Genomic DNA, 24,933 nt, shown 5'->3' with positions numbered 1-24,933 from the left:
CGCTGATTTTACATGAAAGCCATGACAAAGTCATGGCTAGAGCAGGGTTGTATTGCGTTTAAACTTTACGTTTATCAAGTTGCTGGGCTAATGCATCGCCAGTCGCTTGTACCAACATGACTAAAACAATGAGCACTAAAATTACAGCCAACATAATTTGCATATCAAAACGTTGATAGCCATAACGATAAGCAATGTCTCCTAGGCCACCTGCACCAATAGCACCAGCAATCGCAGAAGAGTTAATCATAGTCACAATAGTCACGGTAAAACCCGCCACAATACCTGGCAAAGCCTCTGGTAAAAGTACATGCCAGATAATTTGTTTACGGTTACAACCCATGGCCTGTGCAGCTTCAATTAAGCCTTGATCGACTTCGCGTAAGCTGACTTCTGCAATACGCGCAAAGAAAGGAATTGCAGCAATAGTCAGCGGAACAACAGCTGCCCAAACCCCATAACTTGTACCCACAATCCAGCGAGTAAGCGGAATAAGCGCAACCATTAAAATAAGAAAGGGTACAGAGCGAGTAATGTTGATGACCCAACCTAAAGCTTGATTAATCTTTTGTGACGGATGAATGCCGTGCTCAGAAGTACTAACTAAAACAACAGCAATAGGTAAGCCAATTAAAAAAGCAATAAACGCAGATGCACCTACCATGAGTAAGGTATCTACAGTTCCAGTAATTAATAAATCAATGAGCTGGTCGTGCATAGCCAAGTACCTCAAATTGTGCAATTGCAGTTGATGCGTCTTGTCGTATAGATGAAAGATCAATTTCTACGTTAGGAATACCGACTAAAAGAGAACCAATAATGTGCCCTTGAATGGTATCGACCTGACTTTGATATAAATTGACGGGTGCTTTAAATCTAGCAAGTAGTTCTTGAATATCGGGTACTTGATGTGCTTCAGCTTCATATTTCAGTTTTACAATAATATGAGTTGAATCTTCATCTGGTAGAGGACTGATTTTAAAAGGCAGAGTGATCTGCTCAAGGTTTAACAATTCTTGAGTAATTTGTTGCTCTGGTCGTGAAAATACAGACCAGACTTGTCCAGCCTCTACTATCTCACCTTGATCAATCACCACCACTTGATCACAAATTTCTCGAATGACCTGCATTTCATGAGTGATGAGTACAACCGTTAGACCCAGTTCCTGATTAATCTTTTTAAGTAAAGCCAAAATAGTAGCGGTACTTTCAGGGTCAAGTGCCGAGGTGGCTTCATCACACAGTAAAATTTCTGGGTGGTGAACAAGTGCACGTGCAATACCGACACGTTGCTTTTGTCCGCCTGAAAGTTGCGATGGGTAGTAGCCAGACTTATCTGCAAGACCTACGAGTGCCAAAACTTCATTAACACGTTGATCGATATCTGCTTTATTGTAATTGGAAACTTTTAAGGGCAATGCCACATTTTCCCAGACCGTTTTTGCAGACATCAAATTGAAATGTTGAAAAATCATTCCAATTCGTTGGCGAGTTTGAATAAGCTCGGCATGACTCAATTCAGCAATGTTTTGTTGATGAATATGAATGCTGCCTGTATTCACTTGTTCTAAGCCATTTAAAGTGCGGAGTAGGGAGGATTTTCCCGCACCACTTTTACCAATAATGCCTAAAATCTTACCTTGAGGAATATCAAGGTTAATCTCTTTTAAAGCATGCAGTTTTTGACCTTGCGATTGGTAAAACTTATTTAAACCGCGAATTTTGATATGGGGTAGAGAAAAATCAACTTGCGATCCAAAACTCACCATCATCATTCTCCTTATTTCCAGCCTTGAAACCACATACCTTTACCAAAGTCTTTATCCAGAATGTCTTGTGCTTGTTTTGAGTTCTGGAATGCTTTAACAAAGGTTGCAAGTTTTTGGTTTTTGTCTTGGTAATCGCGACGGGTCACAAACAAAATTGCATATTTTTTATCGATTGGATCTAAAAATAATGCGCTATGTGGGTCGGTTACTTTTGCCATTTTTAAGTAGTGGGGGAAGCCGAAAATTAAATCGACATCGTTATAGGCATGTGCTGTCTGTGGGCCTTCAACTTCAACGAAGCTCAACTGTTTAGGATTAGCAATAATGTCTTGAGTGGTTGAAAGCTCATTATTTATATCTTTAAGCTGAATTAAGCCTGCACGATGCAATAAAATTAAAGCACGAGCTAAATTGACCGGATCGTTTGGAATAGCCACACGGGCATTTGAAGGTAAGTCTTCAAGTGATTTATATTTTTTTGAATATAAACCGACATGACTTCCTGAACCCACACCAAATGCGTGTAAGTCATAACCCGTTTCTTTAACAGCATTACGTAGAAATACGCTTTGCTGGAAAAAGTTTGCATCAATATCACCGTTTTGTACGGCAACATTGGGTGCTCGCCAATCAGAAAATTCAACGAGTTTGACATGAACACCTTGCTTTTCTACTTCATTGGCAACGCTTTGTAATAGCTCAGCATAAGGCGGGCTAATCCCGATCGTTAAAACATCATCGGCTTGTTTATTTTTAATATAACGGTAACCTACGAGGCCCAGAACTACGATTAAAATCGTAATTCCGAGTAACCAAGCTTTATGCTGTTTGAACTGAATCGCCATAATCTTTCCGTTATTACTTCCAGCCAGGGAACCAAAGTGTTGGCCCAATCTCAGCATCTAACACAGCTTTAACTTTTGGCGAGTTTTGATAGATCTCAACAAATTTCTTTAATTTGTCGCCCTTATCTTGGTAGTCATCACGCACTACAAACAAAATTGCATAACGTTTATTGGTATTGTCATCAAGTAAAAGTGCACTTTCAGGGTCAGCTGTTTTTGCTAAGCGTAGGTAATGCGGATAGCCAAAAGCCAAGTCAACATCATCAATTGCACGAGCAGTTTGTGGTCCTTCAACCTCTACGAATTGCAAATTTTTAGGGTTTGAAACTACATCTTTAAGTGCAGATAAATGATTATTTGAATCTTTAAGCGTAATTAATTTAGCTTGCTGTAAGAGTAGCAGGGCACGACCTTGGTTCACTGGATCATTTGGAATGACTACACGTGCGTTTTGCGGCAATTCATCAAGGCTTTTATATTTCTTTGAATAAAGTCCCACATGTGATGCTGCACCCACTGCAAATGCCTTTAATTTAAAGCCTGTTTCTTTAATTGCATTGTCTAAGAAAGGTTGGTGCTGGAAAAAGTTCGCATCAATATCCCCATGATTTAAAGTAATGTTTGGTGTATTCCAGTCAGAAAATTCGACCAGTTTTACATTTAAACCCTGTTTCTTTGCTTCATCGGCAGCAGCTTGTAAAGTTTTTGCAAATGGTGGGCTAATACCAATCACAAGTTCATTTGAGCCACTTTGGCGATGTTTATTCCAAAAGAATAAAGCAACAATAAGGACTACAACGACTAAGCCTACGCCTAGCCATTTTTTAGAGGCTGTTTGAGCCATGTCTATCTCCAAATTTAAGCGGTTATTTCTTCAATTGTTGTTAAGTTTTTGCTGTTGTTATTGGGACTACATCGGAACGCTTGAACAGGGTGTTGTTTTGGTAATTGGTCACCCCGATTAAAGATTTTGTTCCGCAGTGAACCCGTTTTATATGCAGTTTTATAGCGTCCACGCTGTTGTAGCTCAGGAATGACCAAGCGAATAAAGTCGTGGTGAGACTCTGGTGCAACTGTACGTGTCAAATTAAAGCCATCAATATCAGTCTCATCTAAAAGATGAATTAAATATTCAGCAACTTCTTCGCCACTACCCACAATGAGTGGGTAACGACCACCTAAAACATGCTGAGCTTTTAAGTCATTTTTCGTGATTTGTTGCTCTTTAAATTTTTCGGTAATCGAAACAATACTGTTACTTTTTTGGTAAGGAATCGCTTCATCGTCGGCAAATTTACTTAAGTCGATACCAGTTGAACTCGCATAATGTGCTAAGCCTGCTTCAGGACTTGCATATTGACGATATTCATTCAGTTTCTGTACGGCTAGATCATGTGTTTCGGCAACAACAACGGTTATACCGACAAAGACTTTAATATCATCCGCTGAACGGCCTTGCTGTTCTGCAAGAGCACGAATCTTTTTCACTTGTTCGCGTATTTTTTCGGGTTTGTCGCCGCCAATAAATACACACTCAGCATGACGAGTCGCAAACTGCATACCTTTGGGTGAAGCACCTGCTTGAAACAGTGTTGGGGTACGTTGCACAGAAGGAGACACCTGAAACACACCTTCGCTTTGGTAATATTTTCCGTGGTGGTGAATGGTGTGAACTTTAGATGGATCTGTAAAAACACGCCGTGCTTTATCTTTTTTAACTGCGTCGTTTTCCCATGAACCTTCCCAATATTTATAGCAAAGCTCTAAAAATTCTTCGGCTTGTTCATAGCGAGCATCGTGGTCTTTTAAACCTTTTTGGCCAATCAAGCGTTCTGCACTATCTAAATAGCCCGTCACGATATTCCAGCCAATACGACCTTGAGTTAAATGGTCGAGACTCGCAAAGCGGCGGGCAAATTGATACGGATGCTCATAGCTTAAGTTCACAGTGACCCCAAAACTTAAGTTTTGAGTGACTGCCGCCATTGCTGAAATGAGTGTAGACGGGTCATGGCTCGGAAGCTGAATGGACTCTTTTAAAGTCAGATCAATACCGTTTTGATAGACGTCATACACACCTGTAATGTCCGCAATAAATAAACCATCAAATAAACCACTTTCTAAGGTCTTGGCTTGTTCTGTCCAATAACTGAGTTCGTTAAAACGGTGTGATTCATCACGTGGATGTGTCCATAAGCCATGATTGATATGCCCAACACAGTTCATGTCAAAGGCGTTTAATAAAATCTCTTTTGCTTTGAAATCTGCCATTACAATGTCCCCCGACGAGGTGGAAGCACACCGTTAAGCACATAGTTCCCAATAAAGTAATATTTCCATCGTGCGGCATCATGCAACGTATGTACACGCGCATTACGCCAGAAACGGTCTAGGCCATCTTGAGACTGACTACCACGACTACCAGCAAGTTCAATCAGCTTAGACGATGCTTTTAGGGCGATATCTGTACTATGAGCACGCACTTTAGCCACATCAATTGAAGCTTTAGCAATGCTTTCAGGTGTGGTTTCAATTTTTGCAGCATCAATTGATTGCGCAGCTTGTTTTAATAACACTTCACTTGCTCGTACATCTACAGCAGTGCGTCCTAGCTCATAAATCGTTAAAGGATCTTGGTTGGCCGTTTCTACATTTGAATCAATCCATGGGCGAGCTTGATGCACTCTTTGCAAACTTTCTTCAAAGGCTGCACGTGCAATACCTACCTCAATCGATGCATGCATAATTTGCGCAAAAGGACCCACTAAGGTCGGCTGTAAAAATGCAGTATCAAAAGGAATAACATCATCTGCATCGACAAAAACCTGATCAAACTTGACCGTGCCGCTGCCTGTAGTTTTTTGTCCAAAGCCAGACCAGTCATCAACAAGTTTTAATCCTTGTGAACCACTTTTTACAAAGGCTAGATATTCTCGACCCGCATCGTCTAAAACCAAGGTTGGAATACGGTGAGCAAATAAACTTCCTGTGCAGTAAAACTTTTCACCTTGAATCAGGTAGCCATTTCCGTGAGGACGGATATTGGTTTGTTTATGAGTTGAAGTTTTAGTTTTAAACTCAGCAAGTGCATTACCAAAGCGAGTGCCATTTAAAACTTCGCTATATAAACGTTGTTTTTGAGCTTCTGTGCCTGTATTGCGCAATACTTCTAAAGCATAAAAATGGTTTTGTGGAATTTGTCCGATTGAACCATCGGCACCGCTTAAAAGTGCAATCACTTTAGCAACTGTATGGCTTGAAACTTCGGCACCGCCATATTGCTTTGGCACTGTAATTGCCCAAAGACCAGATTGGCTCAAAGCATCGATTTCGGTATACGGTAAAATTCGTTTAGCGTCTCGCTCAACTGCGGTTTTTTTAAATTGCTCAGCAAATTGTTTGGCAACTTCTAATGCTTCAACATCATTTTGAATAATGTGCGCTTGGCCAGATGCCGATGTTTGTTTAGTTTGAACCGATTGATATGAAGTCATGACAATTTCTCCTTAAATCCAAGCATGGCGGGCAGGGAAATGACCATTAAGGTAATAATTGCCAATGGCATGTAATTTCCAGCGAACAGGGTCGTGTAAGGTATGTACACGGGCATTTCGCCAATGTTGATCTAAATTGTGTTGGCTTAAACTTGAACGACTACCGCCTAGCTCTAGTAGTTTTTCAGAGATTTGTAGAGCAGCATCATTGGCATAGACTTTCGCTTCTGCGACCAAAATTGAAGCTTTAGCTACTAGTTCATCAGTCACCGTTTGAAGGTGGTCAAGTTCATCCAAATATTCAGCAGCTTCATCAAGCAGTAAAATTGCAGCATCGAGCAAAATATTTAACTTACCTACTTCTTGTAGGGTGTAATGTTCAAAGCTAGCTTTTTCAACATTTGCATCAATAATTGGACGTGCTTTGTGTATGGTTGATAAAGTATCGTCAAATGCGGCTTCAGCGATGCCTACATCAATGGCAACTTGTAATAACTGTGAATAGGCACCGCGATAGGTTGGGGTTTGCGTCAATAATCGTTCATCAAAAATAAGTTCAGGATTAACTTCAACTTGATTTAATTTAACTGTACCGCTCGCTGTCGTACGTTGCCCAAATCCATTCCAGTCATTAATAATTTCAATACCTTGAGCGTCTCGGTTAACAATGACTAAAACCACATGGCCTTCGGGATGAATTGCTTTAATTGCGAGCCAATGCGCAAAGCTCGTACCTGTAGAATAAAACTTTTCGCCGTTTAAAATATATTTGCCGTTCTCAACAGTAAGAGTGGTTTTTAAGGTTTTTGAATCATGGGTATTACGTTCTGGCCCACCGTTAGCAAGACGTTTGCCTGCCAATATTTCTGAAAAGATAAATTGTTTTTGTTGTTCTGTGCCCATAATTTCGATCAGGTTTAAAAGGCTAATCTGATTTTGTGGAATCTGACCAACATTCGCATCACCTTTACTTAAAATACGGAAAACTTGAGCCAAAGTTTTATTGGAAACAAAAGCACCGCCGTATTTTTTTGCAATGCGAATTCCCCCTAAGCCTTTTTGACTAAAGTTTTCGATTTGCTCATGTGGTAATAAGCGTTGTTGATCACGTGTATTACGACCCTCTAAAGCATAATCCGCCACTTGATAAGCAGCATTAATCGCTTGTTGATCATTTTGAATGATTTGGACGTATGCCGTCGTTTTAGATAGAGAATTAGACATAATGACACCTTGTATTGCTGTCATTACCTTACAAAAGAAATATTTTTCCACTAAACGAGGACTTATGCTCAGCTTATGAATAAAAATGCAAAGCACTTTTTTTGCTTTTTAATTAAAAAATAGAGATATTGAAAGATTATAAAAAACAATAGTTTAAGGTTATTATGCGGAAAAATAATAATAGAATTGGTTTTAATATGAAAAAGAACAATAAGTACGGTAAAAAAAGATATAAAAAAAATAGACTTAAGTGTCAGTGAAAAATGAGCACAATATCCATTGTTTTAACTAAAAATAGCTTCTAAAGTATCTACTTACCGACGACCATTTTTGTACAAATAGTCAAATAAAAATAAACGTGGAGATTTTATGCGGGTTTTGTATCAGTTTCCTTTGTCCCATTATTGTGAAAAAGCTCGCTGGTTGTTAGACCATAAAGAACTTGATTATGTGGCTCATAACTTAATTCCAGGCTTTCATCGTGCTTTTGCACAACTCAAAACAGGCCAAAATTTACTGCCTATTTTGAAAGATGATCATCAATGGATCGCTGAATCGACTAAAATTGCACTTTATCTGGATGATACTTATCCGGAGCATTCACTGTTACGTCGTGATGAACAATTAAGACAGCAAACATTAAAAATAGATAGCTTGGCTGATGAGCTGGGTATTCATGTCCGTCGTTGGGCTCTAGCTCACACATTGGCACATGGAGACCATGCTTTAGAAATTATGATGGGTGAACAAGGCTATTTACGTCAGTTTGAAAAAATATCGAAGCCATTCCTCAAAACACTGGTAAAGAAGAACTATAAACTTGAAGAAGAGCTAGTCAACCAGTCAAAAGAACGCATGGATGAACTCATAAATGAACTAAATAACTGCTTAATCGAAAATCAGGCACGTTATATGGTAGGCGATCGCTTAAGTCTTGCTGATATTTCTGTATGTTCTATGCTTGCTCCTTTATTAGAAATAAAGGGTACACCGTGGGAGCGGGAAGAGGCTGAAGGTGTTTCGGAAGAATGGAATAACTATCAACAAAATTTACTCGATTTACCTCTAGGTCAGTATGTTTTAAGAATATATCAAACTGAGCGTAATGCGCGAGTAGATTGGCGCGGAATTTAAAATTATAAAATGCCCTGAGAAAATCGGGGCTTATTTTTATCTTTGCTAGTTATTTTATTAAGGTAGATATTACTATCAATTTTCTAAATGATTTTTATTAAGCCATTTGTTTATATTATTTTGATGCCAAAATTACTTTTTACAATATAAATTCCATTTTATCTAAATGATTAATAATTTTAATTTTTATGATTTTTTGGAAAATACAATTTTTCTAAATACTATTTTTAGCCAAAGTTAAGCCACTTTATTGTGCATGTGTTTACAATGTAATCAATAATTGCCACATTTAAGTGTAAATAGATGAGCTTAATAATAGACAGAAGATTAAAACATAGATTAAAGTAGAAACATGTGAGCAGTTTTAAAGGTATTAATTCTGCAAAACAGATTGAATAGAATAAGTGAAGCAAATGGATGGGTCCGACTTGGAAAAGTTGGCTCGATAATTGCAATTTAATAAAAAATCACTCTATTGCTCTATATGAATGATTCTATAGATAAATAGAGAGAATGATCATCAAGGAGTTCTTATGAAACGTTCTGCAACCTCTCTCATTATTTCAACAGTTATGCTTTGTACGGTTGGCGCTACTTCTCAAATTCAAGCAGCAGATACATTAGCTAAAATTAAAAGTACCGGAAAAATCGTAATTGGTCATCGAGAATCCTCAGATCCAATTTCATATGTTGTTGCAGGTAAACCAGTAGGTTATGCAGTCGATATCTGTAACCAGTTTGCAAATGACATTAAGAAAGAATTGAAAATGCCTGGCTTAAAAGTTGAGTACAAGGCAGTAACTTCATCAACACGTATTCCTGAGCTTTTGGCAGGCAATATCGATATGGAATGTGGTACCACTACAAACTCTAAACAACGCCAGCAACAAGTTGGGTTCTCAACTAACTACTATGCAACAGAAGTGCGCATGGCTGTTAAAGCAAACTCTGGCATTAAGAGTTTGGCGGACTTAAATGGTAAAGCAGTTGTTACTACTCAAGGCACTACATCTGACAAATACATCAAGATGAATGAAAAAGGTCAGGCAGTTAATGTTCAAAATATTTATGGTAAAGATCATGCTGACTCTTTTGCCATGATGGCATCTGGCCGTGCTGCTGCATTTGTAATGGATGATAATATTTTAGCAGGCTTGATTGCTAAGTCTTCTACACCTAAAGCTTTTGCCATTGTAGGTCCGGTACTTTCATCTGAACCTTATGGAATTATGCTTGCTAAAGATGATCCAAAATTTAAAGCGGTTGCAGACCGTACTGTAAATAACTTGTGGAAAACCGGTAAAATGGACGCTTTATATAAGAAGTGGTTCTTATCTCCAATTCCACCAAAAAACACGAATTTGAACATGCAACAAAGTTCATCTTATAAGAAATTAAAAGCTAACCCAACAGATGCAGGAATCTAACTGGATCTTTTTGTCCTAAATTTACTTGTGTAAGTGTAAAGATTCATTTGCACAAGTAGTCTATTTTCTAAAGATATTAATTTAAGGGGCAAACATGTCAGTCGGCTCGCTAAACTGGACTATATTCTGTGCGGAGTCTAATGAATATGGTGTCGATAAAGCCGCATGGGCAGAATCAGTTTGTAAAGCTATTGGTAGCTCAAGCTACAATGCTTATGCTGAGGCACCCACATGGTTACAAATGTTAGGTTCAGGCGTGTTCACTATGGTTTGGACAGCTATTATAGCCTTTCTTATCGCATTTTTATTAGGTTCTCTCCTAGGGGTAATTCGTACATTACCTAACAAACCTCTCGCATTTATCGGCAATTGTTACGTTGAAATTTTCCGTAATATTCCACTTATTGTGCAACTATTCTTCTGGGCTTTTGTTTTTCCCGAGTTTTTACCGGACAGCTTAAGTGCAGGTAGTGGGGATGTAGTTGCTGGTGGTTGGTGGAAAAATATTTTAAATCAGCAACCGGCGGTTATTGGTGTTTTTGCATTAGGTCTCTACACGGCTGCCCGTGTATCTGAGCACATACGTGCCGGAATTAATACCGTTTCTCGTGGACAGAAGTTCGCAGCTTCCGCTATGGGTTTTACTACTGCACAAAGTTATCGTTATGTCATTTTACCGGTTGCATATCGTACCGTATGGCCAACGATTACATCTGAAGCAATGAACGTTTTTAAAAACTCGGCTGTTTTATATGCGTTGAGTGTATTGAATTTCTTTGCTTACACGAAAACCATGCGTGAAGAAACTTCTCAGGACATTATCATTCTTATTCTCTCTACGCCTGTTTATTTGATTATCACTTATAGCATTAAGTTTGTGATGGCATGGATTGAGAAACGAATGGCTGTACCTGGCTTAGGTTCAGGAGGGAAGTAATCATGGATTTTTCTTTATTACAAAACCCTGATGTGATCGCGGCACTCAAAGAAGGTTTCATTTTTACGCTTACCGTAACGGTATTAGCAATGATGGGCGGTATCCTAATTGGAACCCCATTGGCAATGATGCGTTTATCTAGTAATGCCATCGCAAGTAATTTTGCAAAATTTTATGTTGATCTGTTTCGTGGTATTCCACTGATTCAGGTGATCTTTATCTTCTATTTTTTGTTGCCGAAAGTATTTGAGTTTCAATCTGATACTTATTGGGGACCGTTGTTTTCGAGTGTTGTAACTTTTGCCATTTTTGAAGCAGCTTTTTTCTCGGAAATTGTACGTTCTGGAATTCAGTCTATTTCAAAAGGTCAGGTACATGCAGGCTATGCGCTAGGTTTTACCTACGGTCAATCAATGCGCTACGTGGTATTACCTCAAGCCTTCCGTAATATGCTCCCAGTATTGTTAACTCAAACAATCATTCTATTTCAGGACATCTCTTTAGTTTATGTGATTAGTGCACCAGACTTTTTAGGCCGTGCAGATACATTGGCTAATACTTATGGACCTGAAACAAAAGCAACATTCTATTTAATCGTCGCTGTAGTGTATTTCTGTAGTTCGTTTGTGCTGTCGCATTTAGTCAAACGCTTACAGCAAAAAATTGCCATCATTCGCTAATTGGAGATTTTAAATGCCAATGATAGACATCCAACATATCTCTAAATGGTATGGTGATTTTCAAGTTTTAACAGATTGCACGACGAGTATTGAAAAAGGTGATGTCGTTGTTGTTTGCGGACCATCTGGTTCGGGAAAATCAACACTCATCAAAACAGTAAATGCTTTGGAACCATTTCAACAAGGTGACATTATTGTTGATGGAATTTCGCTTAAAGATCCAAAAACAGATCTTGCTAAATTCCGTTCACGAGTGGGAATGGTCTTTCAACACTTTGAACTTTTTCCGCACATGACTGTTTTGGAAAATTTAACCATTGCTCAAGTTAAAGTGTTAAAGCGTTCAGTTGCAGATGCTCGTGCAAAAGGTTTGAAATATTTAGAGCGTGTAGGCTTACTTGCTCATAAAGATAAATTTCCAGGGCAGTTATCGGGTGGTCAGCAGCAACGTGTAGCGATTGCACGTGGCTTGTCTATGGACCCAATCTGTATGTTGTTTGATGAACCAACTTCTGCACTTGATCCTGAAATGGTCGGTGAGGTTCTTGAAGTTATGGTGCAGCTCGCACATGAAGGCATGACCATGATGTGTGTTACGCATGAAATGGGCTTTGCTAAAAGAGTATCTAACCGTTTAATTTTTATGGATGAAGGTAAAATTTTAGAAGACTGCCCAACCCATGAATTCTTTGATAATTTAGAAGCTCGTCATGAGCGTGCTAAACTTTTCTTAGAAAAAATTCAGGCGATGCACTAATAACCCTAATAAAAAAAGAGCCATTAAAGGCTCTTTTTTTATATCTAATTTTTAGAAGCTATACTTTGCTAGCAGGTTGATACGTGAATAATCACCCTTGTCACCTGCAAAAGTTTCACGTTGACCGTAAGTATATTCGGCTCCTAAATCAATATTTTTAGTTGGGTTCCAGATTAAATTGACTAAAGCGTTATAAATTTCTTTGTTATAGCTAGTATTGGTTAAATTGCTATTTGCATAGACATTATCATCTTTGTATTGAATACCACCTACAGCAAAAGTAGAACGCAGAATAGGGCTCCATTTACGTTGATATCCAATTACTGCGCTATCAAATTCTCCTAAATTAATATCTTGTGTTGCTGTGTCATAGTTATAAGCCGAATTGCTATAAAGTAAATAACGGCCATCGCCTTTAACATGATAGTAATTAGCAACCACGCTATCTTGAGGCGTTAAATCATATTTACCACCAACGCCTACACCCCAGCCAAATTTCTCTTCAGAAGTACTATCTTTTGGAGCCACACGGTTTTCATGGGCAAGACCATGTAACTGTAATAGGCCTTTGTTATCCGTAGTTTTGAAATCATATCGTGCTGTTAAAGCAGGAAAACGGCTTCCACCGGCAGCATTACCAGCTTTTTCAACATCGCCACCCTCTAAGGCAACTAATATTTTCTGTTGTGCATTAATTGGTTGGGTGTAACGGACCTGTACTGTACGTGTAGTACCTGTACCGATAGCGCCATTAAAATCTACTGTTTCTGGTGATGTATCTGTGTTTACAAAAGGTGATGTCGTTTGACCAGCTAACCATTTTCCTAAAGACATATAGGCATGACGAACACGGAAAGTACCATTGCCATTATCTCCATTGCCACCCATGAAATCGGCTTCAATTTTACCTGTTAAATCTCCATATTGAGTTGGACGAGTAATATCTAAGCCAATTCGTGAAGTTGCTGCAGATACATTGAGTGAGTCTTGTTTTGGATCATCTTTATTCAGTGGATAATTGGCACCATTTGAAATACTGCCATTTGAACCTTTAAAGTCATAGGTTGCATCTGCGCGAACACTACCATAAAGCTTGACTTGAGTTTGCCCATCGGCCATAGCCATCCAACCTGGTTTGGATGCAGGAGGTGTAGGGGTAGAAGGTGCTGCGGGAATTGTTGCTGGAGCAGTGACAGTTAAAGCTGTTTTTTGTTGATCAGATAGTTTCTGGACGAGTTGTTTTAACTCCTTTACTTCATCACGTAAGGCGTTAACTTCAGCATCTGTAGCGGCATGCACAGGCATCGTCACGCTCATTGCACCTAAAGAACTCATTGCTAATACTAGTGTTTTGATCTTATTCACAGGAACTCCCCCGACATGGATAAAAATTTTCCTGCAAATACATAACAAAAATGATGCCAACTTTACGAAGATTGAAAAATAGTCAAATTTTGATGATTAATTCCTTTTTAGCCTCAAATGGTAGTGAGAATAAGAATTTTGCATCGATAAATCAGATTTAAGCATAAAGCTGACTCTCTAAAATGAACCGCACATGACAGTACTTGCACGTTTAAAAGGCATAAAAGACTTAAGCTCTATAGAAGAAATATGGTTTTGTTGCCCATAAACCTTTGTATTTTCAATGCAGAGGTAGTGGTATAGGGTTATACTGTCTTCACTGTGAAATTCTGGCTGGAGATAAGAGTGGAGTTAGATCGTTTTGATAAACAAATTCTAGAAATTTTGTCTCATGAAGACTTAAATTTGAATGAACTTTCAGAACGGATCAATCTGTCAGTCAGTTCTGTGCATCGCCGTATTAAGCACCTGATTGAAGCCAACATCATGGGGCAGCTCAAAAGGGAAATTAATTTTAGTAAGCTTGGTTTTACTTTACATATTTTATTGCAAGTTTCATTGAGTAAACATGATAGTGAAACATTTGATAAGTTTCTGTCTGAAATAGAAGCAATTCCAGAAGTAACCAATGCATTCTTGGTAACGGGTCAGAGTGCTGATTTTATTTTAGAGCTTGTAGCACGCAACATGGATGACTACAGTGAAATTTTATTAAGACGTATTGGAAAAATCGACAACGTAGTAGCTTTGCATTCTAGCTTTGTCATTAAAGAATATAATGTATTTAATTGCTATAACTTGCTCAACAAGCTATAAAAAAACGCACCAAATGGTGCGTTTTCTTTGATTCAAATGTTTGATTTAAGCATCAAGTTGAGCCAAAACCTCATCCGAGAATTCAACGTTAGTATAAACGTTTTGTACATCGTCAAGATCTTCAAACATATCAATCATTTTAAGAATTTGTTTTGCTTGGTCAACATCTGTAATTTCAGCTTTTGTAGATGGACTCATCACAACTTCTGCGTTATCAGATTTTAAACCAGCAGCAGTAAGGGCGTCTTGCACTTCACCGAAAGTTTCTGGTGAAGTGATTACCAAAATTTCATCTTCTGAAACTTCAATATCTTCAGCGCCAGCTTCTAAAGCAACTTCCATGATTTTATCTTCTAAAGAAACATCTTCAAAAGTAATCTCACCACGTTTAGTAAATAGATAAGATACAGAACCCGCAGTTCCTAAGTTACCATTTGTTTTACTAAAACAGTGACGTACGTCTGGTACTGTACGGTTTAAGTTATCTGTCATTGTTTCAACAAGAACAGCAACCCCGCCAACACCATAACCTTCATAAGTTACTTCTTTTAGATCATCATTATCTTCACCACCAGCACCACGTTGGATAGCACGGTTAATGGTGTCACGTGTCATATTAACTGAGAGAGCTTTTTCAACTACTGCACGCAGACGAGGGTTGCTAGCAGGATCTCCACCACCAAGTTTGGCAGCAGTCACAATTTCACGAATATATTTAGTAAAAACCTTACCGCGACTTGCATCTTGTTTAGCTTTACGATGCTTAATATTGGCCCATTTAGAATGACCCGCCATGGACGTGAACTCCAAAAAAAGAAAATGCAAAAGTGCTGGAATATTAGCATAGGCTTGGTTTTGTTGAAAACTGTTGCCCTGCGTTTTGTTAGCCAATTGAATAAGAACAATAAGCTTAAGACCTAATGATTGAGATTAGGTCAAATCAAGTCCAATTTGATTTAGTTAATTTTTACATCTATACCAAATTGAGCGTACAGCTCTTTAATGGTTTCCAAGTCTTTTTGTAAATCAGTCGGGTAAATTTTACCTAAAATCCCACCTTGTTTACTTCGAGCATTGGCATACATTAAAACAATAGGAACATTGGCTGCTTTTGCAATATGCCAAAAACCTGTACGGATAGGCTTACGTTCAGAGCCATCTTTAGCACGTGTAGCTTCTGGAGCAATCACTAAGTTAAAAGTTTCATGGGTTTGAAATTGTTCAACCATTTGCGAAACGATATCTTTACTTGCTTTACGATCAACAGGAATGCCACCCAATTTTTCTAAAATTGGCTTAAGTGGGCCTTTGAAAAGTTCTTTCTTTATTAGAGTATGAATTTTGATGTCTAACATTTGGAAGAGGGCAATCGAGAGCACTGCATCTAGATTTGAGGTATGTTCAAAGCCAATAATAACTTGTTTTTTCTCAAGAATTTGTGGGTCTACATTGTAGGTCCAACCAACGGCTTTAAAGATAGAGTTACCTAGAAATTTTTTCATACATCAGTGCAAATTGATAAATTTTCAGGATTCTAATATGAGTTTGTAAAAAAGCCTAGAAAAATTATGAAAGCTAAAGTAGAGCACAAAAGTTAAGGATTATCTAAGTTCTAAAATACTTTAAAAGTTCTTTTTTTATTTTTCTCAAACTTCGTCTGAAAGTAATAAACCTAGATAATTTTAAAATTAAGATACTGGCTGCGGTATCTCTTCATTAATTAAATATTCAATATATTTCCAAATTTTTTCAGGGTTAATAAGGTTTTTATCGGTCGTTCCATCAATAATCATCCCATCAATAATAGAAATAATGATATGAACAAGGGGAGTTGGATTTTCTATACCTAATTGATTAAGCTTTTCATGTAATAGGTTAGTCAACCATTTTGTATATTCATAAAATGGTTCGCGAATTGAAGTATATTGTTTAGATACTTCAATAAATGCCTTTTTAAATAAACAGCCATTAAATGTTTCGCTATTGATCCATTCAATATACCAATTAAAAATAATATGAATTTTCTCAAGAGGACTAGCATCTTGATGTAAACTTAATTGTTCATTGATTGAGTTTTGAATATTTATATTTCGATGTTGCAAACATTCCATAATTAAATTTTCCTTCGACGGAAAATATTTATAAAAAGTCATTTTTGCAACATTTGATTCAGCAATAATACGGTCAACACCAGTAGCATTGTACCCAATCTGATTAAATAAATTTAAAGCAGTATTTATAATATCTTCTTTTTTTGACATTACTATTCCATATAGTTAAAACTAATTATAACTTAATCTAAAATATTAAATTTTTAATACAAATTATGATAATAAAAAACTGATTTTGATTCAAGTTGAGATTGTGATAATGATTATCATTAATTGAAGTTTTTTTAAATTTTTTATTTGATTTCGTACGATTTTAATTCTAATATTAATCAATGAAGGAACATATTTAAATATTAATTTAAGTCATTGTTTTTATAATAAAATATGTAAAAATCGATCATGCTTTAATGAGAGCGGATATGCCTAAGAAATTTGAGAATTTTAATAATCCTAGAAAGAAAGCACTCGCAGGGATGAAACAAAGCATTTCAGCTGAACTATGGGAAAAAAATTCAAACTTTTTGACCCGATTAAGAGCAAAGATTGCGAAACATCCTGTATCTCATCATCCTGCAATCGATACTTTAAATAATGGCGAAATTAATAAAGAAGATTTAAAAAAAATTCATTTAGAGTATCGCCATGCAATTGTGCAAACTTTTACTGATGCATTGCTCATGGCTCAATTTCAAACTAAACAATTAGAGCCGAGATTGCATGCTGGTGCAAAAATGTTCCCGCGTTTTCTTTTAAGTTTAAATATTTTTGATGAATTTGGATTTCGGCCAGGATTAGATAAAGACGGCTACTATCAGGGAAATCCTGAATATGCTCATTATCCCTTATTTGAAGATATATTGAATGATTTTGGTATTACAGAACAAGATCGTCTAACTTATCATCCGACTGAAATTGCAGATCAGGTTAGAGTATTTTTAGAAAATGCTTATGATGACTATAAAGCTGTTTCAGCCTTATTAGCAGTCGCAGAAGAAGAAGTCATTCTGTATAGTCCACCTTTACGTAGAGCAACTAAGGCAGTTGGTCTAGATGTGGAGGGTGGTGGTTATTATCATGTACATGGTATCTCTGAAGATGAAAGTGCCGAAGCAGCAGATGATGATCATGAAGAAGATTTATGGTATGTCTTGATGCAAGCTTGTACAGAAGAAGACTATAACTATATTGAAAAATTATGCTTAGAGTATTGTGATTTATGGGAAAAGTTTTGGGATACACAATTAGAGAATTCGGAGCCCATGCGAAAGCAAATCTTAGCCTAATAGATGAAAGATGGATATTTAGTACGGAACGTAAGTGTATTTTAAAACATCTAAAATTTAGGGATAAAATAAATTTAAATTTTGAGTATTTTTTATAAGAGTAAAGCATATTCTATTTAGATATATATTAAAAAACCTCATAAACTTTTTGTTTATGAGGTTCGGTATTTGGTGGGCCCACACAGACTTGAACTGTGGACCAACGGATTATGAGTCCGCTGCTCTAACCAACTGAGCTATAGGCCCTATAAGTCAGAAAAGCTTTTAATCTCAATGCTTTTCAGTGCGTGCAATACTAATCAATTTTTTAATTAAACACAAGTCATTTTCTGAAGTAGACGCAAACTAAACCCAAAAATATTGTGTCTTATTGGTTAATATTTCAAGCGATAGTGATTCTAGCTTATGTGTACTTCAAGAGTAAAGTGGGAGAAGTTATTTATCGATCAATTAGAATTTATTCCAACAATCTATTGTGACGATGACTTAATTGTATTTGTAGTTTGAGACATTAATTTATATAAAATAAATTTTGTTTAAAATATAAGCAGAAATTGTAGATGTGCTGTTTGTGTGTTGTGAAAATATAGAATTAGAAAAAGCTTATTTAAGATAAATATAAATGGTGATTAAAAATATTATATATTTTTATATTGTAATTAAGCTTTAGATATATGGTAGATTGCCTTTTTAATTATATATTTCGAAAAATAATAGTTACAATAATTCTATTAATAGAGTTCTAGCCTATATGTAGTAAAAAATATAGACTATTAGGGCCAAATTACTTAAGAAAATAGTATTATTAATTTTTAGATTAGCTTGAAATTTAAACTCAACTTAAAAAAGTAAACATTAAGATATAAAGTTAACAACTTTAATAATGAAACATAAAACTAACGAATAAACGGATTCAATTTTTTTTGATGCAAATAAATTTAATTAAAATATAATACTTTTTCTTAAGGTGTTTGTTGTGTTTTTCTAAAGAAGCTGTTAAGGGTGATAATAGAAATTTTTATCATTAAAATACCTTTCCGTCTCTAAAGTATTTTCTATATGAAACCTAAATTGTGATTGTCTTCACAACAATACAAATGTTTGTATCTTATAAACTTTATTCTTGACTAAAACACTTGGTTTTAATAAAGTATAAGTGTATTTTTTACAAAACAAAATATTATTGCTTAATCCTGAAATACAACAAGAGGCCTACTTTCTAAGTAGGCTTTTTGTTTTTAGTAGTATTTAGAGATATGGTACAGAGTAATGAGCTTAAGCTTTAAATAAACTAGATTTAACAAGAATCAAAATTATAAAAATCCTTAGACTTTCAGAACTAACCTATAAAGTTTTATAAATTTTCTTGAATAATTTGAATTAACTCTCTAGCTGCTTTAGGTAAAGGGCGGTCTTGGAGCCAAATTAAATAAATAGATAGAGGTAAATGATTTTTTGTATTTTTAAAATCTAAAAGGACTAAGTGACCTTGATCAATTTTATCTTGTACTAGTGATAATGGAAAGTTTCCCCAACCAAGTCCAGCTTCAACCATATTAATTGCTGTTTGTAGACTATTGGTTTTCCAGTACATTGCACCAATAATTGAACGGGGATCTTTCATTTCATGTTCACTACTCGCCACAACAATTTGTCTAATATTGATTAATTCTTCAATAGAAAACTGCTTTGTTCTATCTTGTAGAAGAGCGTGGTTAGAAGAAATCGTAGCCGCCACTGTTTCAGTCATTACCAATTGTAGATTCTCGCGCATTTTTATATTGAGGTCTGAACCCGCTAAGCAAAGACTGATTTGCTCCGTATAAAGTAAATTAACAATGTCGTCTTGGGGAGCAGTAATAACTTCTATGTTTAGTAAAGGGAATTTATCGGCTAGTTTCTTTATTGAATGGAATAATAATTTTGTATTTACATCGGAAACAACGCCAATACGCAATTTACTTTCAAGTCCTAAAGAAAGTTCATGTGCATGAGTGCTAAATAGCCTAAGTTGTTCAGAAATGATCCGTGCTTGAGGTTCCAAGGCTAATGCTGTAGCGGTAGGAATGACCTTTCGAGGAGTCCGTTCAAATAATATATAACCCAATTCTGCTTCTAAATTAGCAACGGCCATACTTACTGCTGAGGGGACTCGATTTAGTTTACGAGCAGCCGCAGAGAAAGAACCTGTATCGAGTACCGTTATGAAAAGTTCAATATTTTCACTGTTAAAATTCATTTTGATATCAGCTGAACTGAAAGCTATTAACTTTATATATGATTTTGACTGAAATTAAAATATAAGCAATTAAGCAGAGTTTAGTGATTATGCAAGGTATAAAGCGTCGAATTGTATATGTTTCTTCCTATGAAATAATCGGAATGGTTATTTCATCAGTAGGGTTAGCGATTTTGGCAGGTGATAGTGTTGAACATACTGGACCATTATCCGTCATGATTACGACCATCGCTGTAACTTGGAATTTTATCTACAATATTTTATATGAGAAATGGGAAGCTAAACAAAGCAGCCATATCCGTACAGTTAAGCGTAGAGTTGGACATGCCATCGGGTTCCAGCTTAGTTTGGTTCTGTTTTTAATTCCGCTTATTTCATGGTGGATGGATATTTCCCTGATTGCTGCTTTTTGGTTAGATGTGGCCTTTATTATCATTATTCCTGTCTATACTTTTATATTTAATTGGAGTTTTGATAAGTTATTTGGATTGCCTATTTCGGCACAGGCTAAAGCGCTAGCAGAATAACCGTAAAATTATTTTATAAGCTATCAAGGTGATTAACTTTGATAGCTTATTAAGTTCAATTATTTAATTTGATCAATCACTAATTGTTTTGAAAACTTGAGTTGAGCTTTCTTGGCGAAAATGTAGTAAATCAATGCAGTAGAGATAAGTCCTACAAGCCACGATAAATCGATTCCTCCTAACATTGCCGCAATTTGTCCAGTATAAAATTTACTATCAATAAATGGCAGTTGAATCAAAATACCTAGAAAGTAGCAGGTAATTCCAATCCGATTCCAACGGCCATACTTACCATTTGGATCATAGAGTGCATCTACATCACATTCTTCTTTAGAGATAAAGTAGTAATCAACAAGATTAATGGCACTCCACGGAATAAAAAAGGTGAGTAAAAACAAAATAAATGCTTTAAAGGCGCTTAAAAAAGTATGTTCACCTATAATTGCAATAAAGGTTGAGACTACAACCATAGCAAGGACAATCAATAATCTTGTTATTTTTGAGATTTGATTTGTCGATTTGAAACTATTCCAAATCGTAGCAATACACAGAAAACTGCCATAGGCATTTAAGGTCGTTAGAGTAACTTTCCCAAAAGCGATACTAAAATATAGAAAGGTTACGACAAGGGCAATTGGGTTCATACCCACAACATATTGAACTTCATTTCCAACAAAATTGCCGTTTGCAACCTGAGCGATTAAAACGCCTAAGCTCATAGAAATCTGTGAGCCAATTAAAGAACCTAAGCCGACAGCCCAAAAAACACGAGATGAAGATGTTTTAGTTGGAAGATATCGAGAATAATCTGCAACATAGGGACCAAAAGAGATTTGCCAAGAAGCAGAAAGGGAAACTGCTAACAAGAATGAAGACCAGCTGAAATGACGTACTGCTAAGAGTTCAGAAAAATCAGAAAGTGCGAAGATCTGAGTCAAAATAATCACAAAAGCAATCAAACCAATAATACTGGCTACTTTGCCTACCAAATGGATTAAACGGTATCCAATCGTTGCGAATAAAATGATTAAACTTGCATAAATTAAGATACCAGTTGTATTGCTGACATGTGCCAAATGTGCAATTGCTTTACCCGCTAATACCTCTCCAGTTGCGGTAAAACCAATATACATAAGGCAAACGAGTATGATTGGAATACAAGCGCCATAAACCCCAAATTGCACACGGCTTGAAATCATTTGAGGGAGACCAAGTTTAGGACCTTGGGCAGCATGCAGTGCCATGACGGCAGCACCAAAACATTGTCCTACTAATAAGCCGATAATAGACCAAAAAACATCTCCGCCTAACACAACGGCTAGCGCGCCTGTCACAATGGCTGTGATTTGTAAGTTGGCACCGAACCATAGGGTGAATTGAGCAAATACTCCGCCATGTCTTTCATTTTCAGGAATAAAATCAATACTTCGGTTTTCTATAAAACTACTATTAGGTTTCCCAGCCGATGAGTCCATTTCACTCTCCTTATCCTTTAAGAGCCATCCTATTCTTATTTATTCATATTTGTATAAGCAAATATAAACATGTATATACAAGTAATTTTGAGAAGAATCAAATATTTTTGAAGTAGGGGACGTTAAAATTGAGTTAAATAATTCATAGATAAATAGAAAAAGTATTTGACTGATTTTATTTTTTTAAAGTTAAATGATAAAAAAATAATATATAAAAAAGCCCTCTGAAGAGGGCTCGATTTTATGCGTTTGCGTCTAAAACAAGTTGGAAATAAGTGGGAAGTTCAGAAAATTGTACCAGTTGGGTCTTATCTTCTTGCTTAAAATAATACTGATAATTGGGGGTGTCTAAATGGTTATCTAGATATTGGGTTGCATCTGTAAACTGTGCTTTTGCAATCGGCTTATCTTTCTTGCATTTAATAATAACAGGGTTTACGGAGTTTAATTTTACAGGAACGCCATTTTCAAATTTAGCAGTTTCAATCAATAAGGAAATTTTGAAATCACCGAAGGTTACACAGAAGTGACCTCCATTTTCAGTCTTAATTTCTCTGTCAGAGAAAAGATCTTTAAATAAATTCTTAAGGGATTCTCTGTGTTTATCTAAAGCAACTTGAAATTCATGATCACGTTGCTCGATCTTTTCTTGCTCTTCTTGTAGCAATTTGGCTTGCTTTTCAATTGTTGTAAAATCCAGCTTCATTTTAATATCTCCTTTGGTTGTTTTAAAACTATATATGGCAATCTTTTATTAAGTTTTAAAGAAACATACAGTATTTGTTACAACGGAATAATTAAGATGAGCTTTTGTATAAACCATCACAAATGTAAAAAATATTTTGAAAATATAAGAATTTAAAGAAATAATTTATATACTTGAAATGCTGCTACATATTAAGTATAGATTTTTAATGTAGCAGCATATTTCTTATTTTGTACAATGTTTTGCCATAAGTGGAGTGCTTTTAATTTTAAAAAATCCTCCGCTACTCATTACACCAAGCATTACTAAAACTGTTCCTACTAATTGCCAGATATTGAGGGCTTGTCCAGTAAGTAGAGCAATTATCATACTGAACACTGGCACAAAGTTAAAAAAGACAGAAGCACGACCAGCACCTAACTTTTGTATGCCATTAAACCAGAATAGATAAGCAATCATGGTAGAGCAGATAACAACATATCCCATGGCTAAGTGCGCATTTATAGGGGCAGATGTAATCGCTGTAAGAGGATCTTCAAATATCACACTCAACAAACCAAGTGTTATTGCCCCGAACAGCATAGAAAAAGTTGTTGTTTCTAAGGGAGTAGCATTTTTTACATAACGGCGAGACAGTACATTTGCAAGACAAAATCCAAATGCGCCCAATAATATAAATAGATCTCCAATGTCTATTTTGAGGTGCAGCAAAGTCGTTATATGTCCCTGACTAATCACCAGTAATACGCCACTTAAGCCAAATAAAACGCCTAAGAATTTATTAGTAGTAAGTTTTTCACCATCTAAAAGGATTGTCATTACTAGAGTCATTAATGGCGTGGTTGCCATGATTAAAGCACCGTTAACAGCTGATGTGGTTTGAAGTCCATAAAAACAGCCAATGTTAAATCCCGCAATTCCGATAATACCAATAATCAGATAGATAGCTAGATTCTGTCTTAAGGCTGTCCATCTAAGCTGGCCTGTTATTGAAAAGATTAAGAGTAAGCCTAGACTTGCAATAAAAAAACGTTCAGACGCAGCAGATAACGGGGGCATATGTTGAATAATATAAGACATTGCATTAAATGCTGATCCCCAAAAAAACATCGTTAAGACAACACCAGCATAGGCATAAGCCACCGTTCTGTTCATGGACAGGCTCCCATTAAGAAAGGTTTTATTCTCGACAAATCTATAAAGGTGTACAATTCCATATTAATACACTGCTAATGTGAAAATTTGCACAATGATTGATTGGGAAAATTTGCATTACTTTTCAGTTTTTACAGAAGAAAAGTCACTTTCTGCTGCTGCCAGAAAATTGGGAGTAGATCATGCAACTGTATCTAGAAGAATTGCCCAGCTAGAACAAAATTTAAAACTTAAATTAGTTGATCGTAGGCCACGGACATACATTCTGACTCCTGACGGAGAACGTCTTGCACAAGTAGTTGCTCGTATGATGGAAGAAACTTTTTCTATTGAACGTTTAACTCAAGCAGGTCAGCAAGAAGTAATGGGAAGTGTCTCTATTAGTATGCCTCCTTTAACTGCTGCACATCTCATCATGCCTCATTTGGGTAAATTTTATCGCCATTATCCGCAATTAAAATTACGGGTGCTCGGTGATGTTCATTATGTTTCTTTACAGCATAGTGAGGCCGATATTGCGGTACGATTTGGACGTCCTAAGGATGAAAATTTAGTTGCTCGAAAAGTAGGTGAAATACCTTTTGGAATATATGCAGGTCCAAATTATTTAGCTTCAACAGATCCTGAAAATTATGATTGGATTAGTGTAGAAGTGGGGGGAGTGCATGGTCAAAAACAGCAAAAGTTAAAAGAAAGGTTAAATCATAAAGAACCGATAATGGTTACCAATAATCCCGAGTTACAGTGGAGAGCTGCATGTGGAGAAATTGGTTTAGCGGTCTTACCAGATTTTTTAGGAGCTATTAGCAATTTGGTCAGATTACAAGATGATTATCCGATGAGTGCTGAAATATGGTTAGTCACACACGAAGATTTACGGCATATCCCTGCAATACGACTAGTAATGGACTTTCTTATGTCTTGTTTTGAGCCATTTAAAGTCTAAGCTATTAACTGCATTCATTTAAAAAGCTGCTGGAGTCCGCAGC

Annotated in this window: 24 protein-coding genes and 1 tRNA gene; 9 read left to right on the top strand and 16 right to left on the bottom strand. The window is 36.4% G+C overall.

Translation table 11 applies throughout. The features are described from left to right. Window positions 1–58 precede the first annotated feature (58 nt). The 7 genes from ACTJJH_RS04010 to ACTJJH_RS03980 are packed head-to-tail and all read right to left on the bottom strand — an operon-like array spanning window position 59 to window position 7,356. Entirely contained in the window at window positions 59–718 is a 660-nt protein-coding gene (locus ACTJJH_RS04010; RefSeq protein WP_005069679.1) for a methionine ABC transporter permease, read from the bottom strand. Beyond that, window positions 699–1,775, bottom strand: a complete 1,077-nt coding sequence (locus tag ACTJJH_RS04005) for a methionine ABC transporter ATP-binding protein (RefSeq protein WP_440600771.1) — start codon at window positions 1,773–1,775, stop codon at window positions 699–701. The genes ACTJJH_RS04010 and ACTJJH_RS04005 overlap by 20 nt, the downstream gene beginning before the upstream one ends. 5 nt (window positions 1,776–1,780) lie before the next feature. Beyond that, window positions 1,781–2,614, bottom strand: a complete 834-nt coding sequence (locus ACTJJH_RS04000) for a MetQ/NlpA family ABC transporter substrate-binding protein (protein WP_440600770.1) — start codon at window positions 2,612–2,614, stop codon at window positions 1,781–1,783. A gap of 13 nt (window positions 2,615–2,627) precedes the next feature. Continuing rightward, window positions 2,628–3,458 carry a MetQ/NlpA family ABC transporter substrate-binding protein gene (locus ACTJJH_RS03995; protein ID WP_039760684.1) on the bottom strand — a complete coding sequence of 277 codons (831 nt, stop codon included), beginning with the start codon at window positions 3,456–3,458 and terminating at the stop codon, window positions 2,628–2,630. Between the two features lie 14 nt (window positions 3,459–3,472). Further along, on the bottom strand, window positions 3,473–4,885 hold the full coding sequence (locus ACTJJH_RS03990) for an LLM class flavin-dependent oxidoreductase (RefSeq protein WP_068563481.1): 1,413 nt from the start codon (window positions 4,883–4,885) through the stop codon (window positions 3,473–3,475). Further along, window positions 4,885–6,108, bottom strand: coding sequence for an SfnB family sulfur acquisition oxidoreductase (locus ACTJJH_RS03985; protein ID WP_440600769.1), 1,224 nt, complete (start codon window positions 6,106–6,108; stop codon window positions 4,885–4,887). The genes ACTJJH_RS03990 and ACTJJH_RS03985 overlap by 1 nt, the downstream gene beginning before the upstream one ends. A 12-nt stretch (window positions 6,109–6,120) precedes the next feature. Beyond that, entirely contained in the window at window positions 6,121–7,356 is a 1,236-nt protein-coding gene (locus ACTJJH_RS03980) for an SfnB family sulfur acquisition oxidoreductase (protein WP_440600768.1), read from the bottom strand. Window positions 7,357–7,701: 345 nt separating this feature from the next. Here ACTJJH_RS03980 and ACTJJH_RS03975 point away from each other — a divergent pair, with 345 nt between their 5' ends. The 5 genes from ACTJJH_RS03975 to ACTJJH_RS03955 all read left to right on the top strand — a co-directional run bounded on the left by ACTJJH_RS03975 (window position 7,702) and on the right by ACTJJH_RS03955 (window position 12,267). Then, window positions 7,702–8,466, top strand: coding sequence for a glutathione S-transferase family protein (locus ACTJJH_RS03975; RefSeq protein ID WP_005076380.1), 765 nt, complete (start codon window positions 7,702–7,704; stop codon window positions 8,464–8,466). A gap of 533 nt (window positions 8,467–8,999) precedes the next feature. Beyond that, on the top strand, window positions 9,000–9,893 hold the full coding sequence (locus tag ACTJJH_RS03970; RefSeq protein ID WP_005076378.1) for an amino acid ABC transporter substrate-binding protein: 894 nt from the start codon (window positions 9,000–9,002) through the stop codon (window positions 9,891–9,893). Window positions 9,894–9,987: 94 nt separating this feature from the next. Next, entirely contained in the window at window positions 9,988–10,830 is an 843-nt protein-coding gene (locus ACTJJH_RS03965; RefSeq protein ID WP_002114400.1) for an amino acid ABC transporter permease, read from the top strand. A 2-nt stretch (window positions 10,831–10,832) separates the two neighbouring features. Then, the gene (locus ACTJJH_RS03960) at window positions 10,833–11,510 is read left to right on the top strand and encodes an amino acid ABC transporter permease (protein ID WP_002114551.1); all 678 of its coding nucleotides are present in this window, start codon (window positions 10,833–10,835) and stop codon (window positions 11,508–11,510) included. Between the two features lie 13 nt (window positions 11,511–11,523). Further along, complete coding sequence (locus ACTJJH_RS03955; RefSeq protein ID WP_002114298.1) at window positions 11,524–12,267, top strand: amino acid ABC transporter ATP-binding protein; 744 nt, start codon at window positions 11,524–11,526, stop codon at window positions 12,265–12,267. A 51-nt stretch (window positions 12,268–12,318) separates the two neighbouring features. Here the strand turns inward: ACTJJH_RS03955 and ACTJJH_RS03950 are convergent, their stop codons facing one another. Further along, entirely contained in the window at window positions 12,319–13,632 is a 1,314-nt protein-coding gene (locus ACTJJH_RS03950) for a DcaP family trimeric outer membrane transporter (RefSeq protein ID WP_440600767.1), read from the bottom strand. 345 nt (window positions 13,633–13,977) lie between these two features. On the opposite strand from ACTJJH_RS03950, the gene ACTJJH_RS03945 reads away from it, so the two are divergent. Beyond that, window positions 13,978–14,448 (top strand): Lrp/AsnC family transcriptional regulator, encoded by a 471-nt coding sequence (locus tag ACTJJH_RS03945; RefSeq protein ID WP_002050132.1) that lies wholly within the window; start codon window positions 13,978–13,980, stop codon window positions 14,446–14,448. A 45-nt stretch (window positions 14,449–14,493) separates the two neighbouring features. Here the strand turns inward: ACTJJH_RS03945 and ACTJJH_RS03940 are convergent, their stop codons facing one another. The 3 genes from ACTJJH_RS03940 to ACTJJH_RS03930 form a co-directional block, all read right to left on the bottom strand. Continuing rightward, complete coding sequence (locus ACTJJH_RS03940) at window positions 14,494–15,243, bottom strand: YebC/PmpR family DNA-binding transcriptional regulator (protein ID WP_002114471.1); 750 nt, start codon at window positions 15,241–15,243, stop codon at window positions 14,494–14,496. A gap of 161 nt (window positions 15,244–15,404) precedes the next feature. After that, window positions 15,405–15,950 carry a 1-acyl-sn-glycerol-3-phosphate acyltransferase gene (locus ACTJJH_RS03935; RefSeq protein ID WP_002114566.1) on the bottom strand — a complete coding sequence of 182 codons (546 nt, stop codon included), beginning with the start codon at window positions 15,948–15,950 and terminating at the stop codon, window positions 15,405–15,407. A 186-nt stretch (window positions 15,951–16,136) separates the two neighbouring features. Then, the gene (locus tag ACTJJH_RS03930; protein WP_005069654.1) at window positions 16,137–16,709 is read right to left on the bottom strand and encodes a TetR/AcrR family transcriptional regulator; all 573 of its coding nucleotides are present in this window, start codon (window positions 16,707–16,709) and stop codon (window positions 16,137–16,139) included. A 269-nt stretch (window positions 16,710–16,978) separates the two neighbouring features. On the opposite strand from ACTJJH_RS03930, the gene ACTJJH_RS03925 reads away from it, so the two are divergent. Beyond that, window positions 16,979–17,842 (top strand): iron-containing redox enzyme family protein, encoded by an 864-nt coding sequence (locus ACTJJH_RS03925; RefSeq protein ID WP_002115982.1) that lies wholly within the window; start codon window positions 16,979–16,981, stop codon window positions 17,840–17,842. A 169-nt stretch (window positions 17,843–18,011) separates the two neighbouring features. Here the strand turns inward: ACTJJH_RS03925 and ACTJJH_RS03920 are convergent. Continuing rightward, window positions 18,012–18,088: transfer RNA gene (locus tag ACTJJH_RS03920), tRNA-Ile, on the bottom strand. A 1,108-nt stretch (window positions 18,089–19,196) separates the two neighbouring features. Then, window positions 19,197–20,081, bottom strand: a complete 885-nt coding sequence (locus tag ACTJJH_RS03915) for a LysR family transcriptional regulator (protein ID WP_005069649.1) — start codon at window positions 20,079–20,081, stop codon at window positions 19,197–19,199. A gap of 89 nt (window positions 20,082–20,170) precedes the next feature. Between ACTJJH_RS03915 and ACTJJH_RS03910 the strand changes: the two genes are divergently transcribed. Then, a complete protein-coding gene (locus tag ACTJJH_RS03910) occupies window positions 20,171–20,608 on the top strand; it encodes a PACE efflux transporter (RefSeq protein WP_440600785.1) in 438 nt (145 codons plus the stop codon). A 59-nt stretch (window positions 20,609–20,667) separates the two neighbouring features. Here ACTJJH_RS03910 and ACTJJH_RS03905 read toward each other — a convergent pair whose 3' ends face one another. The 3 genes from ACTJJH_RS03905 to ACTJJH_RS03895 all read right to left on the bottom strand — a co-directional run bounded on the left by ACTJJH_RS03905 (window position 20,668) and on the right by ACTJJH_RS03895 (window position 23,944). Further along, window positions 20,668–22,083: a purine-cytosine permease family protein gene (locus ACTJJH_RS03905; protein WP_440600766.1), complete on the bottom strand. Its 1,416-nt coding sequence runs from the start codon at window positions 22,081–22,083 to the stop codon at window positions 20,668–20,670. A gap of 241 nt (window positions 22,084–22,324) precedes the next feature. Then, window positions 22,325–22,789, bottom strand: a complete 465-nt coding sequence (locus ACTJJH_RS03900; RefSeq protein WP_014206549.1) for a hypothetical protein — start codon at window positions 22,787–22,789, stop codon at window positions 22,325–22,327. 225 nt (window positions 22,790–23,014) lie between these two features. Beyond that, the gene (locus ACTJJH_RS03895; RefSeq protein ID WP_440600765.1) at window positions 23,015–23,944 is read right to left on the bottom strand and encodes a DMT family transporter; all 930 of its coding nucleotides are present in this window, start codon (window positions 23,942–23,944) and stop codon (window positions 23,015–23,017) included. A 94-nt stretch (window positions 23,945–24,038) separates the two neighbouring features. On the opposite strand from ACTJJH_RS03895, the gene ACTJJH_RS03890 reads away from it, so the two are divergent. Beyond that, entirely contained in the window at window positions 24,039–24,890 is an 852-nt protein-coding gene (locus ACTJJH_RS03890; protein WP_017386786.1) for a LysR family transcriptional regulator, read from the top strand. Window positions 24,891–24,933: the final 43 nt, after the last annotated feature.

The sequence above is a fragment of the Acinetobacter sp. 22301 genome (assembly GCF_052045285.1).
In the GTDB taxonomy this organism is placed as follows: domain Bacteria; phylum Pseudomonadota; class Gammaproteobacteria; order Pseudomonadales; family Moraxellaceae; genus Acinetobacter; species Acinetobacter pittii.
Note: the sequence above shows the minus strand (reverse complement) of the source record. Positions and strands in the feature narration are given on the sequence as shown.

Bases quoted from the DNA above. Each gene is read 5' to 3' on its own strand.
- ACTJJH_RS04010 (WP_005069679.1), bottom strand. From the start codon at position 718: ATGCACGACCAGCTCATTGATTTATTAATTACTGGAACTGTAGATACC.
- ACTJJH_RS04005 (WP_440600771.1), bottom strand. From the start codon at position 1,775: ATGATGATGGTGAGTTTTGGATCGCAAGTTGATTTTTCTCTACCCCAT.
- ACTJJH_RS04000 (WP_440600770.1), bottom strand. From the start codon at position 2,614: ATGGCGATTCAGTTCAAACAGCATAAAGCTTGGTTACTCGGAATTACG.
- ACTJJH_RS03995 (WP_039760684.1), bottom strand. From the start codon at position 3,458: ATGGCTCAAACAGCCTCTAAAAAATGGCTAGGCGTAGGCTTAGTCGTT.
- ACTJJH_RS03990 (WP_068563481.1), bottom strand. From the start codon at position 4,885: ATGGCAGATTTCAAAGCAAAAGAGATTTTATTAAACGCCTTTGACATG.
- ACTJJH_RS03985 (WP_440600769.1), bottom strand. From the start codon at position 6,108: ATGACTTCATATCAATCGGTTCAAACTAAACAAACATCGGCATCTGGC.
- ACTJJH_RS03980 (WP_440600768.1), bottom strand. From the start codon at position 7,356: ATGACAGCAATACAAGGTGTCATTATGTCTAATTCTCTATCTAAAACG.
- ACTJJH_RS03975 (WP_005076380.1), top strand. From the start codon at position 7,702: ATGCGGGTTTTGTATCAGTTTCCTTTGTCCCATTATTGTGAAAAAGCT.
- ACTJJH_RS03970 (WP_005076378.1), top strand. From the start codon at position 9,000: ATGAAACGTTCTGCAACCTCTCTCATTATTTCAACAGTTATGCTTTGT.
- ACTJJH_RS03965 (WP_002114400.1), top strand. From the start codon at position 9,988: ATGTCAGTCGGCTCGCTAAACTGGACTATATTCTGTGCGGAGTCTAAT.
- ACTJJH_RS03960 (WP_002114551.1), top strand. From the start codon at position 10,833: ATGGATTTTTCTTTATTACAAAACCCTGATGTGATCGCGGCACTCAAA.
- ACTJJH_RS03955 (WP_002114298.1), top strand. From the start codon at position 11,524: ATGCCAATGATAGACATCCAACATATCTCTAAATGGTATGGTGATTTT.
- ACTJJH_RS03940 (WP_002114471.1), bottom strand. From the start codon at position 15,243: ATGGCGGGTCATTCTAAATGGGCCAATATTAAGCATCGTAAAGCTAAA.
- ACTJJH_RS03935 (WP_002114566.1), bottom strand. From the start codon at position 15,950: ATGAAAAAATTTCTAGGTAACTCTATCTTTAAAGCCGTTGGTTGGACC.
- ACTJJH_RS03930 (WP_005069654.1), bottom strand. From the start codon at position 16,709: ATGTCAAAAAAAGAAGATATTATAAATACTGCTTTAAATTTATTTAAT.
- ACTJJH_RS03925 (WP_002115982.1), top strand. From the start codon at position 16,979: ATGCCTAAGAAATTTGAGAATTTTAATAATCCTAGAAAGAAAGCACTC.
- ACTJJH_RS03915 (WP_005069649.1), bottom strand. From the start codon at position 20,081: ATGAATTTTAACAGTGAAAATATTGAACTTTTCATAACGGTACTCGAT.
- ACTJJH_RS03910 (WP_440600785.1), top strand. From the start codon at position 20,171: ATGCAAGGTATAAAGCGTCGAATTGTATATGTTTCTTCCTATGAAATA.
- ACTJJH_RS03905 (WP_440600766.1), bottom strand. From the start codon at position 22,083: ATGGACTCATCGGCTGGGAAACCTAATAGTAGTTTTATAGAAAACCGA.
- ACTJJH_RS03900 (WP_014206549.1), bottom strand. From the start codon at position 22,789: ATGAAGCTGGATTTTACAACAATTGAAAAGCAAGCCAAATTGCTACAA.
- ACTJJH_RS03895 (WP_440600765.1), bottom strand. From the start codon at position 23,944: ATGAACAGAACGGTGGCTTATGCCTATGCTGGTGTTGTCTTAACGATG.
- ACTJJH_RS03890 (WP_017386786.1), top strand. From the start codon at position 24,039: ATGATTGATTGGGAAAATTTGCATTACTTTTCAGTTTTTACAGAAGAA.